The sequence below is a fragment of the Thiomicrorhabdus aquaedulcis genome (genome assembly GCF_004001325.1).
In the GTDB taxonomy this organism is placed as follows: Bacteria; Pseudomonadota; Gammaproteobacteria; order Thiomicrospirales; family Thiomicrospiraceae; genus Thiomicrorhabdus; species Thiomicrorhabdus aquaedulcis.
The window spans coordinates 60119-74483 of record NZ_AP018723.1 but is presented as its reverse complement, the minus strand read 5'-3'; the positions used below and the strand labels follow the sequence as shown (position 1 = coordinate 74483).

Annotated in this window: 18 protein-coding genes; 10 read left to right on the top strand and 8 right to left on the bottom strand. The window is 41.7% G+C overall.

Translation table 11 applies throughout. The features are described from left to right. Window positions 1–98: 98 nt before the first annotated feature. The 8 genes from EP181_RS11640 to mobH form a co-directional block, all read right to left on the bottom strand. The gene (locus tag EP181_RS11640; RefSeq protein ID WP_172959786.1) at window positions 99–770 is read right to left on the bottom strand and encodes an EAL domain-containing protein; all 672 of its coding nucleotides are present in this window, start codon (window positions 768–770) and stop codon (window positions 99–101) included. Continuing rightward, window positions 767–1891 carry a GGDEF domain-containing protein gene (locus EP181_RS11635; RefSeq protein WP_127471996.1) on the bottom strand — a complete coding sequence of 375 codons (1125 nt, stop codon included), beginning with the start codon at window positions 1889–1891 and terminating at the stop codon, window positions 767–769. The genes EP181_RS11640 and EP181_RS11635 overlap by 4 nt, the downstream gene beginning before the upstream one ends. A 13-nt stretch (window positions 1892–1904) precedes the next feature. Further along, the gene (locus EP181_RS11630; protein ID WP_127471995.1) at window positions 1905–2537 is read right to left on the bottom strand and encodes an OmpA family protein; all 633 of its coding nucleotides are present in this window, start codon (window positions 2535–2537) and stop codon (window positions 1905–1907) included. Window positions 2538–2551: 14 nt separating this feature from the next. Next, window positions 2552–3178 (bottom strand): DUF4400 domain-containing protein, encoded by a 627-nt coding sequence (locus EP181_RS11625; protein ID WP_127471994.1) that lies wholly within the window; start codon window positions 3176–3178, stop codon window positions 2552–2554. Between the two features lie 55 nt (window positions 3179–3233). Next, window positions 3234–3470: a hypothetical protein gene (locus EP181_RS11620; protein ID WP_420824421.1), complete on the bottom strand. Its 237-nt coding sequence runs from the start codon at window positions 3468–3470 to the stop codon at window positions 3234–3236. Window positions 3471–3960: 490 nt separating this feature from the next. Continuing rightward, entirely contained in the window at window positions 3961–4662 is a 702-nt protein-coding gene (locus EP181_RS11615; protein WP_127471993.1) for a TraM recognition domain-containing protein, read from the bottom strand. A gap of 68 nt (window positions 4663–4730) precedes the next feature. Then, complete coding sequence (locus tag EP181_RS11610; protein ID WP_127471992.1) at window positions 4731–5831, bottom strand: helicase HerA domain-containing protein; 1101 nt, start codon at window positions 5829–5831, stop codon at window positions 4731–4733. Window positions 5832–5838: 7 nt separating this feature from the next. Then, window positions 5839–8400 carry a MobH family relaxase gene (gene mobH / locus EP181_RS11605; protein WP_127471991.1) on the bottom strand — a complete coding sequence of 854 codons (2562 nt, stop codon included), beginning with the start codon at window positions 8398–8400 and terminating at the stop codon, window positions 5839–5841. A 79-nt stretch (window positions 8401–8479) separates the two neighbouring features. Between mobH and EP181_RS11600 the strand changes: the two genes are divergently transcribed. The 10 genes from EP181_RS11600 to EP181_RS11555 all read left to right on the top strand — a co-directional run bounded on the left by EP181_RS11600 (window position 8480) and on the right by EP181_RS11555 (window position 14351). Next, the gene (locus EP181_RS11600) at window positions 8480–8776 is read left to right on the top strand and encodes a hypothetical protein (protein WP_127471990.1); all 297 of its coding nucleotides are present in this window, start codon (window positions 8480–8482) and stop codon (window positions 8774–8776) included. An 11-nt stretch (window positions 8777–8787) separates the two neighbouring features. Further along, a complete protein-coding gene (locus tag EP181_RS11595) occupies window positions 8788–9297 on the top strand; it encodes a FlhC family transcriptional regulator (protein ID WP_172959785.1) in 510 nt (169 codons plus the stop codon). A 155-nt stretch (window positions 9298–9452) separates the two neighbouring features. Then, complete coding sequence (locus tag EP181_RS11590; RefSeq protein ID WP_127471988.1) at window positions 9453–9671, top strand: hypothetical protein; 219 nt, start codon at window positions 9453–9455, stop codon at window positions 9669–9671. Continuing rightward, window positions 9661–9951, top strand: coding sequence for a TraA family conjugative transfer protein (gene traA, locus EP181_RS11585; protein ID WP_127471987.1), 291 nt, complete (start codon window positions 9661–9663; stop codon window positions 9949–9951). Before EP181_RS11590 ends, traA begins: the two co-directional genes overlap by 11 nt. 12 nt (window positions 9952–9963) lie before the next feature. Beyond that, the gene (gene traL / locus EP181_RS11580) at window positions 9964–10251 is read left to right on the top strand and encodes a type IV conjugative transfer system protein TraL (RefSeq protein WP_172959784.1); all 288 of its coding nucleotides are present in this window, start codon (window positions 9964–9966) and stop codon (window positions 10249–10251) included. Window positions 10252–10255: 4 nt separating this feature from the next. Further along, window positions 10256–10855, top strand: coding sequence for a TraE/TraK family type IV conjugative transfer system protein (locus tag EP181_RS11575; RefSeq protein ID WP_127471985.1), 600 nt, complete (start codon window positions 10256–10258; stop codon window positions 10853–10855). After that, a complete protein-coding gene (locus EP181_RS11570) occupies window positions 10852–11604 on the top strand; it encodes a TraK domain-containing protein (RefSeq protein ID WP_127471984.1) in 753 nt (250 codons plus the stop codon). The genes EP181_RS11575 and EP181_RS11570 overlap by 4 nt, the downstream gene beginning before the upstream one ends. Window positions 11605–11608: 4 nt before the next feature. Then, the gene (locus EP181_RS11565) at window positions 11609–13147 is read left to right on the top strand and encodes a TraB/TrbI/VirB10 family type IV secretion system protein (protein WP_127471983.1); all 1539 of its coding nucleotides are present in this window, start codon (window positions 11609–11611) and stop codon (window positions 13145–13147) included. A gap of 15 nt (window positions 13148–13162) precedes the next feature. Then, window positions 13163–13873 (top strand): DsbC family protein, encoded by a 711-nt coding sequence (locus EP181_RS11560; RefSeq protein ID WP_127471982.1) that lies wholly within the window; start codon window positions 13163–13165, stop codon window positions 13871–13873. 10 nt (window positions 13874–13883) lie between these two features. Further along, on the top strand, window positions 13884–14351 hold the full coding sequence (locus EP181_RS11555) for a TraV family lipoprotein (protein WP_127471981.1): 468 nt from the start codon (window positions 13884–13886) through the stop codon (window positions 14349–14351). The last annotated feature ends 14 nt before the right edge of the window (window positions 14352–14365 follow it).

The following is a 14365-nucleotide window of genomic DNA, read 5'->3' as shown; positions in this document are numbered from 1 at the left end:
TAAGAATTCCTTTTGAATGGGTTTTGTTTGTTTACGTGTTAATTATATGCATTTTTATATTTAAGTCAATAGATTTAACCTTTTTAAATTCAGCTTAATTATCTTAGCGTGTTCATGGATTTACTTGATGACCACTCAGGAACCCGTTCAGCCTGCATAGGTTTAGATAAAAAATAGCCTTGTGCTATGTCACAACCAAGTGAATTAAGTTGGTCAAAAATATCGCTGTCTTCCACGCCTTCCGCTACAACCTTAATATTGAACGCTTTTGCAATCTGAATAATGCCATCAACAATTGCTAAATCGCCCGAGTTTGACAAAATCCCCCTGATAAACCCCTGGTCAATTTTTATGTAGTCGGTTGGTAGCGACCTTAAATAGCTTAGTGACGAGTACCCCGTGCCGAAATCATCAAGAGCAATCTTGAACCCAATTTTTCGTAATTTTGAAAGGATTGACTTTGCTAGGTGTACGTCTTGCAACAATGAGGTCTCTAATATTTCAAACTCTATTTGATTAATATTCACGTCACTATACTCTTTACGTATTTTTAAGACCTTTTCAATAAAGCCAACACCCAAAATAGACTCGCTTGATACGTTGACGCTTATCACAGTATAAAAACCTAAGTCGTTCCATTCGCTCACTTGGATAAAAGCTTGATTAACAACCCATGCATCTAGCTGTACGATAAACTCGCTGCCGGTAATGTCATCAAGAAATGTGTCAGGGCTTAGAAGACCTTTTACGGGGTGTTCCCAGCGTATCAACGCTTCAAAACCAAGAATTTTTTGGTTTTTACATCCATTTTTGGTTGATAGAACAAAACCATTTGGCCACTGTTAATGCCTTTTAGGACTTTATCAATAGAGCTGCTTTTCCTAGTAAGAAGATTCGCTTCATTTGCGTTAAAAAGCTTGTATTGATTCCCCCCTTTTAATTTAGCATCAAGCATTGCTGAACTGGCGTGCCTAACCAATGTCTCAGCATCAGCACTGTCTCCGGGATAGATAGAAACCCCTATGCTTGCACTTGGCTTTACTAAATTATCACCAACCAATAAAGAGCTTTTTACAACGCGCATTAATCGGTCAAGCTCTTTATAAACAGCCTCTTTGCTTTGATTGCCAATCATAAGCACAGCGAACTCATCACCGCCAACACGAGCAATCACGTCATTCTCGCCTAAAGCTAATTTAAGTTTTCTTGCCAGAGCAAGCAATACACCATCACCAACTCCTCTTCCCAGCACGTCATTAATTGTTTTAAAACCGTCCAAATCTATTAAACAGACGAACAAGAAAGACTCATCAAAGAGCGTCTTTTCAATAGAAGCTTCAAGTTTTTCTTTTAAAAACCCTCGACTTGGTAATGACGTCAAAGAATCGTAAATCCCCGTCTTATCGCAATGTTTGTTGAGGTGACATTTCGCACTATTAAAGAACGCATAAACGGTATGAGGCTCGTGGCTAAAAAAGCTTCTTTTTGATAAAGACTTCATCTCCAAAGCCCTTACAAATCCTTTTCTTTGAGCGGAAACAGTGAATAGGCTTATCGGCATCCCGATGACATCTGTGGATTTGTAACCTGCAATCACGCCGTAAGATGGCGTTATGCGGGTTATCGTTCCCTTGTCATTTGCGAATAGTAAAAACTTATTTTCATTAGACTCATGGGTTGTTAATGCTAAAGAACCGCTTTCTATTGATTCTTTATCTGGGTTGATTAGATTAAGCATGTGCCTAATTAGCAATGTATACGCGAGCAAAGAGGCTCCTATCAAGAGAGTCTCACTTACCTGGCTGTGATTCGCCTGCACATAAATGAAGGCTAAAAAAACAACCCCAAGAAGAATAAAGATACCGGTTTTCGCCGTTTTAATTTTTAGCATTGGGAGAGGCCTGCTACTCAGCTTTTACAAGCGTAATGGTCGCGTAACGACTGGGTTTAATTGTTTCAGTTGCCGTCAACGGATTAACCACGCGAACATTTAAAGCAGAAGATTGTGTAATGTACTGCTTCACTGAATTAGCGCGATTGGTTGCTAACTCAATATTGTGCTCTATTGAGCCAACTTTGGTTGCGTAACCCTTTACCACTACACCTTCTACATTACACTTAAGAGCGGCTTGAATGGCTGTTGAAATCGTTTCTAAGGAGTCGTCATTAAGATTGGACTGGTTATTTTCAAAGAAAACTTTGTAGTCGCTTTCTAAAGAACACTCGCTCTCAATTATTGACTGTTGTAGATTTGGCTTAACCAAAGCAGAACTAACCACTACACCGTCTTCATTTTGAACCTCACTGTTATTAAATTTAGTCTTTGTCGTTGGGACTAAATCATCCTTGTTAATAATGAAGCCATCCTTTGTATAGGTTATATGATTATTTCCCAAATCACTTTCTAAGCGCCCATCTACAGGGGTCTTTTGCCCTGGCTGGATGACTTCAAAAACACCAGTTGCCGGCTCTTCAACTTGAGCATCATTCACCATGACACCGCCAATTAACAATAAAACTAAAAACATAATTTCCATGCTCGTTATAACTCCTATATACGTTTTGGTAAATTAACAACCCACAGCCACCAGCCGAACGCTTTAATAACAATGATTAAAGTAAACACCCAGAAAGGTATGGCAAAAGGCGCAAAAAATAAAATCACAATGAGAACCCCAAGGTTTAAGCCAAGTACACGGCCACCGATTGTGTGCCTTAATGGGCTTGAGAAGCTATTTCTGTAATTTTGTACTTTCCTTAGCAGCGCCCCGTCAATCATAATGGCAAGGTAGACAATAAGAACCGACGGCAATAAAAGCACTAACAAGCCAGCTCTGTAGTCGAGCAAAGAACCGTACAAACTAATCTTTACGGGAGTTTCGTCCCAGACATCTTCAAGAATCCCAGTCTTGCCATCTACAATAGATTTTGAGTTCTGTATTCTTTTATTAAACCTATCCGCCACTGCGCTAAAAAAATCATGCTCCCGGCCAAATGCCCAAGCGTGGGAATCTAAGCCAGACATAACAAACGCGTTCGACTCTCTTTCGCTTATTAAAGTAGTCTCAACACTGCTTGCTTTTAGCACCATTCCCACCCAGATGCCGACACCAATGAAATAAACGAATATGAATGTTATCAGCCATACCCAGCCAGAGAATTTGGATGAATCATTCATCTTGCTTTGCGCGAGAGACCCCGTCGTTCACGGCGGGGAGGGATAGCGTTTGCCGCTAGGCAACCTTTCTCGCATCTCCATTGGTTAATGCTATCGTTGTTAAATAAAGCCCATAGCCACTGCCACGATGTATCAGCGTGCAGTGCTTATGACTAATCCCTTGCACCAAACCGTCTGGGGTTTGGATGTTAAAACTGCCACTGGCTCTAACAGCAACGCGCCCAGTGTACGTGCCTTGTTTTTTGCCTTTGATGACTGTCCAGTACGAATACGGCCAACGAAATAACTCCAAATTAATACCCTTACGGGGCTAGTAACGTGGTTCTTACGAACCATCTCCCTTCGAGATTGAATGTAACCGGCTCCTGTATTACTACAGCGATTAAAAGATTCGGCACATACCCTATGCTTTCGTTCTTAAAACCTTTTAGAGCAGCGAACTAAGGAAGCATCCACTGGTAAGTCTTAACGACCCATTACTATCTGCTGCTTAATCAAGATTAAGCCCTCTGGTCAACTAGGCTTTTGGCTTTCACCGCAAGCCTCACCCTTTAGGGTGGGGTTGTTGACGCGCCGCCTCAAACGGTTTTAGGCAGTTAATTAGTTTCTCTTGTATAAACAAAGAAAAATAGAGACGTTCTTTTGCACCCTATCCTCTTCAATAAGTAAGCATTTTTGAGAAACCTTAATTTCTTCATCTTGGCTCATCTCGATAGGAATTAGAGATAGGTAAAAGTGTCGGTAAATTTGTAAAACATTTGTTTTTTTAGTAATAGTTTTTTTCATAGTAATTGGTCATCAACCTTAATAATTGGTAAGCGTCCTTTAATTAATGAACCACCGGTAAAATTTGCTAAATAGTGTAAATTGGGTAATACGCCAAACACCCAGGCCGGAATAATAGGCTTGTACTCTTCTTGCATGGTCTCACCATAGCGTCCCCCATACTCAGAGAGCGGATTGTGACCGATAGAGGTTTGGTACTGGGTGCCCATTTGCCTAATAAGAACTTCTGGTAAGGATTCCGCAAAGTATTCAGCGGTCTCTCCATCTTTTAAGCGCAGAATAATATTGTTGTTAATGTTTCCTATCGCCATTCGCGCTTTTTCAGCACTCCCTAATCTTGTTGTGATGTCTGCGAGCGTTTGAGTAAGTAAAATTACTCTAAATCCAGCGCCACGAGATTTGTTTAGCATGGATATTAAAGGGGTGTTCATTACTTCGGCCACCTCATCGACAATCAAATTCACTTTGAGTGGCGCACCATTTGTTCCGAAATCGTAACGACTACCAGATACGGCTGTTAAGTCGGAGAGTATGATTGAACCAATCATGCTCCCAACAGTTTGGTCTGAGAGGTTTCCAAGACCCATCCATAAAACAGCTCTGTTATCAATAATCTGCTTTGTGTTAATAATCGGCCTATCATCGTCTGGGTCGGGTATCGGACTTAGCAGTTCGGATAAACCTCCTGATGAGAGCATACTTAACACCGGGAACAGTGAAGCGATAAGCTTCTGTAAATGTTCCCTGTCATGCAGACGGATATTAATTAGCTCTTGTATTTCAGAGTTTGGCTTTTTAATAGAAACGACTTCATTAAAAAATACATTAGAGAAAGCGTTTTTTGTAATTTTGCGCTGACAGTCCCCTTGTTTCGACCACCTACCTCATACTGCCTATCAATGTACGGCGCATAGTACATGTGCCAGTTTTTATCGACCTCTTCCGCGTAAGCAGCAATTGAACGAGCGATAAGGTCATCCATACTCTCTTGCGTCATATATCGTCTAAAGGCCACAATGCTAGGCCTCTCCCCTACTATTACCATGCAGTTGGCTATCGCATTAACGACGTTCCAAATAATGTTGGAAAAGGGGTCTGAGTCACCTGCGCTTGCTCCCGGTAAGATTGATTTAATGCGGTCGGCAATTTGAGTAACCCTTGACCATGAGTGCAATGCATCAATACGACAGCTCTTTTCGGGGAACGAGGGGTGGAAAAAATAAAAAGGCCGACCTTCTTTTTCACAGATTTTGCGAATGTTTTCGCGTGCCTCATTATCGTTTTTCGGGTCAATCATTATCATTGGTTCGTCTTTTCTCAATAAGAGTTGAGCAATGATGGTATCAACGGTTCTTGTTTTACCCGCCCCTGTTACACCGGTTATTAACGTGTGCCCTTCAAAATCTCGAATATTTCGATAAATATCCATCTCGCCTTCGCCTAAGCTATGCAGCCAAAAAGCGCCAGAGGGTGCGTTACTGTCTGAAACATCCTTAGACTGCATAGACTCTGGATTTCTCATAAATTCGTCATACAAGCGTTGTGCAACATCGGGTGTCCATGCAAAGCCTTTACCAAGCCAAATAGCGTCCGAACGAAATTTTTTATTTTTTACTTCGTCGTAAGATATAAATTCAATATTTTGCTCTGGCGTAAAATCACGGTTCCTTATATGTTGCTTATATGCTTGATACCCTCTGTACGCTCCAAGCCCAACCATGGCTGGAGCAACGACAAGCGCAGTAGATAAGTTATCAGTCAGCGCGTTACTCACAGCAAATGTACTCGCAGCACCACCAAACCAAACGGCGGCTGAATATTTTTCATAATTCGGCCTTTTTGAGATTATGTATTCAAACCTGTCCATACATTATTTAATCCTGTTTTAAAGCGGTGTTAATTGTGTTTAAAGCAAAGCTATCATTTTCAAAATATTTTCTAAGGTCTTCAACAAGCTCTATAAATGAACAATAGCCTTCTGAGTACCTATTTATTAATGCGCGTGCAGAATCATCTGAGCCTCCTAAAAACACTAACCTTTGATATTTTTTAAATTCAACCTCATTATCTAAATTAAAAGAGTTTAATTCTTCCTGTTTATTGTCAAAAAGTATCGCATTGGCATCAGATTTGATATTTTCATGGCCGCCCACACCATCTTCATAACCAAGTTCCTTAAGCATTTCTTCTGGGTAAAAGTCGGTTGGAACTTCAGTGTGAGCAACAAGCTGTGATTTTGGTGTCTTGTTGCGAGTTGAGGTTGAGCCAGTTTTCTTTTCGGCAGTTGGTTTTGGCGCACTTGGTTTTTTAGTTTTTTTGACAGGCGGCTTTTCAATGACAGGTTTTTTTACGACTCCTTTGTAATCAAGGTCTACCTTTAAAGTACCTGAAAACTTCGATTGTATAATTATGGCGGCTTTACTATTAATAACGTGCGTAAGCCCGCTTGATTGATTAAGTTGCAAGTAATCTTTAATTTCAACAAGAAGACTTGCCTTGTCTGCATCAGCCAGTTCAACGGTTGGCCAAAATATGACAAGCTCTCCTTTGCTATTGAATTCGTATACTTGGCTTTTTTGACTATTCAGAATCGTTGTTAGTTTTAATAGGTGTCTATCAATCTTTATTTCAGGCTGAATAACAGGTGTTTCAGTACCGACTTTCCCGTGGGAAAGTGGAGCGGATTGTGGCTGAATTTCAGGCTGAATAACAGGTGTTTCAGTACCGACTTTCCCGTGGGAAAGTGGAGCAGGTTGTGGCTGAATTTCAGGCTGAATAACAGGTGTTTCAGTACCGACTTTCCCGTGGGAAAGTGGAGCAGGTTGTGGCTGAATTTCAGGCTGAATAACGGGGGTTTCAGTACCGACTTTCCCGTGGGAAAGTGGAGCGGATTGTGGCTGAATTTCAGGCTGAATAACAGGTGTTTCAGTACCGACTTTCCCGTGGGAAAGTGGAGCAGGTTGTGGCTGAATTTCAGGCTGAATAACGGGGGTTTCAGTACCGACTTTCCCGTGGGAAAGTGGAGCGGATTGTGGCTGAATTTCAGGCTGAATAACGGGGGTTTCAGTACCGACTTTCCCGTGGGAAAGTGGAGCAGGTTGTGGTTGAATTACGGGTGTTCCTACGCTAATCAAAGGCTGGGAATTGGTAGGTTTTTTTGGCGTTTTTGGTTGATTACTATTAAACAGGCTTAGAGCGGTTTCATCCAGTAGTGTATAGCCTTCATCCTCAATTGGACGGTCGGGGAAAACAAAAGACCATTCAGTTAAATGCGCTGCCCAAATAATCTTCTGAGACTCTTTTTCTAGCAGTGGCCACACGTTACTTTGCGAGCCATCGTTCATCAATCTTGATTTTGCAAAGCCTGTACTTATCAAGCTTTCAGTTAAAGCTTTCTGTTCCCAGGGCACACCTGGAACCTTTGAGTCGGCTAACTTTTCAGTTAATCTTTTTATCGCTTTTGCGGTTAAAAATAAGCTATCCCCGACGAATACCAGCGGCGCAGATTTAATGAATTCATTCCCCCAATCATTATTAATGTTTAATAACTTTATAGCGTCAAGAATGTACTTATCCAGAGGAAGGGACAAGTTGATGTCGTCACCTCTGAGAATGGCGCTTTTTTTATCTTTTTCAGTGCTTTTGTGGTCGGCCTTTTTTACGATTGCATAAATTTTATTGTCTGTGGATGGCTGATTAGCAATGCACTCGAACATGTTGCGGATGATAAAGTTACCGGTCGTTGATAGGAAGAACAAAGATTCGTCCGAAACAATCCTTTTCGATACGACGCTGGAAAGAGATTCGTGCTTTCTATATCTGTCTTTTTGCCAGTGCAGGTAATATTTTTCTAGGCCATTCTCTTCACCCCAATGAATAATATTGCCCGTGAACGGATTCCAAATGTGATGCCCGTCTTCTGATATTACCTGGTAGTCCGATAACGGCTTCCCAATGTCATGCACCAGCCCAGAAAGGAAGCAGGCTAAATGCCACTTTGGTTCATTGGCTACCTTCTCGCTAGGAGGTAAGTTTGTGTCAAACAGTTGAGCCTTCCCATATATCAAAGCATTAAATGCAACCTCCAATCCATGCCTAAACAGCCCTCCGGCACCTCTATGATGGTCGCGTTCGCTCGCAGGCAATAAGTGAACAAAATCACAATACGATTTAATGCAGGGCAGATAGATTTTTTCATATTTATCTTCACCGACCTCAAGCTTGATTTTGTAAAGCATTTTGTCTTGTGATTTTAGCAACAGGGCAGTTGGAGCCAGCGGTAATCCTTTCGCAAAGGGTGGGTATCTTGGTATGTCTATAAACACATCATTAATACTGGCTCCATTTTTTAAAGCATTTTGATTAGCCCCATTACTTAGATAATTCTTAGTTGAGGAGTAGGCATTATTGATAGTTTTTATTATTTTTTTAAACATTAGCTTGTTTTCCGTTATTTTTTGTAGATAATTGCCACAGTATTATCCTTATAAAGTAGTTAAAAGGGAATTTTTTATCATGGAAATGGAAAATGGTTTAACAAACCTTAATGTTGAAATACTGAATCATATTAAGCATATTAGTAATAAAACGAGTCGATTTTCTGCGGCAGTAAAGCTTGGGCTTTCAGTCCATCTTGTTGAGAAAGTATGCGAGCTTGATTCTTTTCAAGTAAAAGATGCAGCTAAAGCGTATGCGGTCAAGGGTCACATCATAACGTGCAACAACCTTTCTTTTGGTGAGCGTATTGAGTCGCGTTCTCTGGCTTTAGACAGCTTCTTCAAAGCGTCAAGAGCTGGAGTTGAAGCAAGATGAATGTTCGGTCGGTGGATGAGCTTGAGCTTGCGCTCTTGATGAGAAAGATTATTGAATTGGGCGGCAGCCCTACGGACTTACAGTTTATGTTTCCAGAGTATTTTGGTTACGAGGCGTGTAATGCAAGGGCTAAAGCCCAGCGTATTTACAAGAGCTTCAGGCCTTTAGATGACAGGATTACGGTAAAAAGAATTACTCAAATCGGTAAGCTCATCAAAGTTAAATCTAAGCTTATTCTCGCCTCTGATTTCACAAAACTTGTTTTCCCAGCTATAAAAGCCGCGAAAAAAGATGCAAATCTTATTGAAGTGTTTACATCATGTTATGAAGCGTGGCTGGATAATTTTGAATCCAATAAACCCTCCGCGTCACTAAGTTTTCAACAAGCTTTCGCAGTTTTTAGATATGTGACTAACAGCATAGACAGGCCAGAACTGCTTGAGTTTGATAAATGCAAAAACTGTGGTGCCCATTACCCTAAATTTAAAATCTCTCCCAAAGAGAGTTGTCCTTACTGTTAATCGCTAACGCGACGTTTTTTATAGCAAAGTGGCAAAATCTTTTTTTTTGAGTTGCGTATATTTATCCGTAGATTGTCTTTTTATGGGGATAATTTAAAAAAGTCCTTTTTTAGGATACCTATAAATGTTTATTTAATGATTATTTACGAGGCCAAATGACGATAAAACAACTATTTGCTAAGGATATGCCAGTGATTATTTTGGCGTTTATTTTAGCGTTTTCTCTACCACACGCTGTCACGCCTGAAACGATTTCAGAACACGTAACAGGCATTGCTCTTGGTTTTGGTTTTGCATGGCTGCTAAAGCTAATGATTGACTGGGCAAAACTAAACAAAAAAACTCAAACAGAAGGAAGTAAAAATGAAGCATAAGATGATTTTAAAAACCGTTTTCGGCGCAGGATTGTTAATCGCATCGGGCGCAGTGTTGGCCAGTACGACAGGGTCTGAATTTCAGACCGTATACGATAAGTTCGAAGGCTGGGTTCAGGGTTACGGCGGTATGGCGATTGCCATTGGCGCAATCGGTCTAGGCGGTTTAGCAAGTTTGGCAAAACAAACCCCGTTCCCCATCTTGACGGGAATCGGTTCTGCGATTCTTTTGCAATACTCACCCGATATTGTAAGCAGCATTATGACTGCAACCATTTAAAGGGAGTTGGCCGTGAACGAGCATCAAGGCTACATCCCGAAAACCTTGGACAATTTGGCACGCTTTGGTTTTTGGGATTTGTATCAGTCCATGTTGTTCTTAGTGGTATTTGGCTTCGGAGTGGTAATGCATTTACTTCTTCCGGGGCTGATTTTAGGCGCGTTATTGGCCTGGACTTACGGCAGAGTGTCATCAGGACAGCAACGAGGATTCCTGGTGCATTTACTCTACTGGTACACGCCGTTAGGCAGTGGATACAAGTCAATACCACCAAGCGACAAGAGACATTTTATTGGATGACAAAATGACCCCGGATAATTTAGAAAAAAACACTTACCAACTGGAGAGAACACTTTCCAGGGAAAAGAGCATTCGTTACGTTTTATTGGGCAGTCTCGCATTAATGACATTCGCTTTTATATCCAAAACAAACGATACAAAAACAATTTTAATCCCGATAGGAACAGAAAATCAAAGCGTGTTCATTAGCAACAATGAAGCGTCGCAAGAATACCTGAAATTAACGACTGAAAAGATACTGTCACTTGGTTTTACATACAGCCCCGTTACAGCGCAAGAAAATTTTGACAACTTACTAAAGTTGGTTGACCCAAGCCATTACGGGACATTAAACAAAATTACCGTAAAAAAGCTGGAAGAAATCAAAAAGAACAATGTTAGCTCTGTTTTTTTTCCCAGTGAATTTAATTACGAATTAAAGCAACAAAAAGTAGCCGCTAAAGGGGTTTTAAAAACTTACTCAGGTGAAAAACTGGTTAGCAATGAAGCAAAAACAATTCTATTTGAATACAGGGTTTCAGACCAGAACATTCGTCTAGTGGCTTACACGGACGTTACGCATTTAAAAACACCGTTTTCGGCACAGGCTAAGGATAGTAAATGATGAAAAAGAGATTGTTACCAATATTGCTTTTGAGTTTGGCGGCCACGTCAAGCGTACTCGCGCAGGGATTAGACATTGTTGCTGGTCAAAAAATTGATATTAGTGTTGGGACAGATGACTACTCAATGCTCGATGTTATGAATAGAAGCGTTTTGCACGTAGACGTGGATTACAGCAAGTGTGACCTAGCCTCAGAACGTTCTCAGAAAGTGGGGAAAATAATCTTTAAGCCCGCTGGTGACAAGCCTTTTACCATGTTTATTACTGATAATTTTAACGAAACCTACACAGTGAACGTCAAGGTTGATAAAAAGAAAAAACCTGACCTGTACACCATCAAAAACATTGAAGCTGAACGCAAGTTAGAAGAGGTTCGCTCTTCAGAGCAACGATTCAAAGAGAGTTCAATTAAAGCAATTGAGCTTACGAGCAGTCGAGATAAGGCAATTCACGATTTAACTCGTGCAATGGCTCTGAACGATACGCCAAAGAATGTGGACATTGTTGTTCGCAACGTCACTGTACCGGTATGGCTGGAAACAGAAGTTATTGAAAAGAACAATTACAAAGTAGGAAATCTCACTGGGATTAAATACGAGTTAATCAACGTTAGTTCAAAACCGATGATTTTAGCGGAAGCTGAATTCTACACCCTTAATGAGAAAACGCTGTCCGTTGCCATTGAGAACCACACTTTAAACCCTGGCGAAATGACGCAAGTTTACGTCATTAAATCAAATCAGGATTAATCACATGGCCAACTTAAATAACGCAATCAAGAAAAAACAGTACATCCTAATTGGCGGCTTGCTTTCGGCAATCGTAGGCGGGTCAATGTTGGTCGTGTATACGAAAAACAATACCGAACCCAAAGAAGCGCCAGCGACGAGAGAAGACGTTGTAATCGAGCGGTATTCGGGCATTGGCTCAAACGTGGACGAGGATGAGATTTGGCGTGCTACATCTTCCAACCAAATTGACGAACTAAAAAAACAGAACACCACTCTTGAAAAAGAATTGAAGGGAATTCGCACCGAGATTGCAACCGAGATTAACAAAGTGGTTGCTGAAAAGACGGCCAAAATTCAGGAAAATCTTGACGATGCACAGCGAAAGGAAATCGAGCGAATCAAGAAGGAATCTGAAGCATCCAAAGCTCAGCCGACCGTGGCTCCAAGCTTTGCACCGCCGGTAAGTCAAGCAACACCTTCAGCAGACGGCATACAAGTAACGCGCAGAGTATTTGAACGAAATAATCCAGCAATGGAGAACCCAGGGTTAGGAGAGTATGAGGGAAACGACTTATTTAAAGACGGCTCCTATGCGCCAGCCATTGAAGTACCAAAACTGCACTCTTTGAGTTTTAACGTTGAGCAAAAAAACGAATCGCAAGAGTTTGAAAAAATCAGACAAGCAGGGCAGGTGATTCCCGAAGTCGAAGCCGTGCAAGGGCTAACGGTTAAAAACTATATCCCAGCAGGAACATTCGTTAGAGCATTACTATTGGGTGGCTTAGACGCCCCAACAGGTGGGCAAGCGCAAGAAAATCCTTACCCAGCTTTGCTGGAAGTGGCCGACATTGCAAAGCTCCCAAACAGCTACGAATACGACTTTAAGCAGTGCCGAGTGATAGGGTCTGGTTATGGTGACATTTCGAGCGAAAGAGCCATTATTCGCTTGGAAAAAATGTCATGCGTTACAACCGATGAGCGCGTATTCGAGTCGGCTGTTAAAGGCTTTGTTTACGATGAGACCGGTAAGGTGGGTGCGAAAGGCCGTCTTGTATCAAAACAAGGTCAGTTAATTGCGAACGGGTTAATGATTGGTATCGGGGCTGGGATTGGTAATGCCTTTAAACAATCGACAACAAATTACACAACGTCTGCACTAGGAACTCAAACAGAAAGCTTTATCTCAGCAGAAGATGCGGCGGTTGCTGGACTAGGGCAAGGGGTCGGTACAACTTTAGATAGATTGTCTCGTTACTTCATTGACCTGGCTGAAAAGATTTTCCCAGTCATAGAAGTGGATGCCGGTCGAATGATAGACATTGTTTTCACAAGCGGATTTCACTTAAAGCCTGGTGAAGTTGCAACGGCACAAGGAAATGGTCAAGGCCAGGCGCAAATGCAAAACCTTGCTCAACCCTCTGCAACAAATCAACAAGGTAACTCTGGTGGAATGGGTGACATGACCATTGGCGACTTAGTAACAGGCACAAGCCAAACGCTCCAACAAGTGCAAGGCATTATACAGCCGGGCAATATGCAAACAAACAATCAAAACTGGTAATTAGGGAATTTAAACATGATGAAAAAAACACTTATTGCACTGGCTTTATCAATCGCCACCACCTCAGCTTTTTCACAAAACATTGAGCTGAAAAACTCATTACAGCAAAAGTTTCCCAACACGAAAATTACCAGTGCGGAATTCGTAAAAGAGATACCAGGCCTGGTGGAGCTTGTGGTAGACCGAAACAAAATCATTTATACAAACAAAGAGGGGTCTCACTTTGTAATTGGCCATGTTTTTGACTCAAGCAATAACACGGATGTAACGCAAGCACGTATTGATTCATTCACTTCGTACAACTTTGCGGAATTACCCTTTAACGACGCTATCAAAGTCGTGAAAGGCAACGGTAAGCGTGAGTTTGCGGTGTTTACCGACCCCGCGTGCCCATTTTGCAAAAAGCTTGAACAAGAGATTAATAAATTAGACAACTACACAATGTATGTATTCCCAACTCCTTTTAAACCCGAAGGGCAGGCCATTATGACCAGAATGATGTGTGAATCAAACCCAGCAAATGCTTGGACAAATTACATGCTAAATGGCGTTGAACCACAGAGCGGGAAAATGTGCGGTAAAGAAAGCATTACTCGCACCCTGGCGCTCGCAGCCAACATTGGGGTAAGCGGGACACCTTCTCTACTTGCCAAAAGTGGAAAAATGCAGCCTGGTTACGCGCCGGCAGACAAAATCGACGCGTGGTTGAACGCAAATTCAAAGTAAAGGAGTGAGCATGAATCATTTATTAAAAGCTGCGTTTGCGGCATCGGCATTAACCCTACTTTCTGGTTGTGCATCTCTCAGTGGCTATGACGCATCAAGTGATTTTGCTTGTAAGGCACAGCCGGGTGTTTCTTGTAAATCGGTTACGGGTATTCACCAGAACTCGCTCGAAAACAACCTGCCCTCTCAGCAAGAGAATTCAGCGTTGCCTGGTGATGAGTCAGGGGACGTGGACACTAAAGCCAGCAAGACCGAAGCGGTTAAATTAGTTCCACGCATAACCGGACAAGCTATCAAGAGCGGCACTCCTTTATACCAAAAGCCGGTCACGTTGAGAGTGTGGCTTGCGCCGTGGGAAGATAAAAACCAAGTGCTGCACGACCAGTCATTCTCGTATCTTTTGATTCAAAAAGCGCAATGGGAAGTCGAGCATTTCAAAGAAGCTAAGTACCGCACAGGTCTTTCCATTAATCAGTAATTTAAGGCGTAAAA

What these genes read in the sequence shown, in the direction of transcription:
- EP181_RS11565 (WP_127471983.1), top strand. Translation starts at nt 11,609, where the DNA reads ATGGCCAACTTAAATAACGCAATCAAGAAAAAACAGTACATCCTAATT.
- mobH (WP_127471991.1), bottom strand. Translation starts at nt 8,400, where the DNA reads ATGTTTAAAAAAATAATAAAAACTATCAATAATGCCTACTCCTCAACT.
- traA (WP_127471987.1), top strand. Translation starts at nt 9,661, where the DNA reads ATGAAGCATAAGATGATTTTAAAAACCGTTTTCGGCGCAGGATTGTTA.
- EP181_RS11555 (WP_127471981.1), top strand. Translation starts at nt 13,884, where the DNA reads ATGAATCATTTATTAAAAGCTGCGTTTGCGGCATCGGCATTAACCCTA.
- EP181_RS11610 (WP_127471992.1), bottom strand. Translation starts at nt 5,831, where the DNA reads ATGGACAGGTTTGAATACATAATCTCAAAAAGGCCGAATTATGAAAAA.
- EP181_RS11625 (WP_127471994.1), bottom strand. Translation starts at nt 3,178, where the DNA reads ATGAATGATTCATCCAAATTCTCTGGCTGGGTATGGCTGATAACATTC.
- EP181_RS11600 (WP_127471990.1), top strand. Translation starts at nt 8,480, where the DNA reads ATGGAAATGGAAAATGGTTTAACAAACCTTAATGTTGAAATACTGAAT.
- EP181_RS11560 (WP_127471982.1), top strand. Translation starts at nt 13,163, where the DNA reads ATGATGAAAAAAACACTTATTGCACTGGCTTTATCAATCGCCACCACC.
- EP181_RS11630 (WP_127471995.1), bottom strand. Translation starts at nt 2,537, where the DNA reads ATGGAAATTATGTTTTTAGTTTTATTGTTAATTGGCGGTGTCATGGTG.
- EP181_RS11570 (WP_127471984.1), top strand. Translation starts at nt 10,852, where the DNA reads ATGATGAAAAAGAGATTGTTACCAATATTGCTTTTGAGTTTGGCGGCC.
- EP181_RS11615 (WP_127471993.1), bottom strand. Translation starts at nt 4,662, where the DNA reads ATGCTCTCATCAGGAGGTTTATCCGAACTGCTAAGTCCGATACCCGAC.
- EP181_RS11590 (WP_127471988.1), top strand. Translation starts at nt 9,453, where the DNA reads ATGACGATAAAACAACTATTTGCTAAGGATATGCCAGTGATTATTTTG.
- EP181_RS11635 (WP_127471996.1), bottom strand. Translation starts at nt 1,891, where the DNA reads ATGCTAAAAATTAAAACGGCGAAAACCGGTATCTTTATTCTTCTTGGG.
- EP181_RS11575 (WP_127471985.1), top strand. Translation starts at nt 10,256, where the DNA reads ATGACCCCGGATAATTTAGAAAAAAACACTTACCAACTGGAGAGAACA.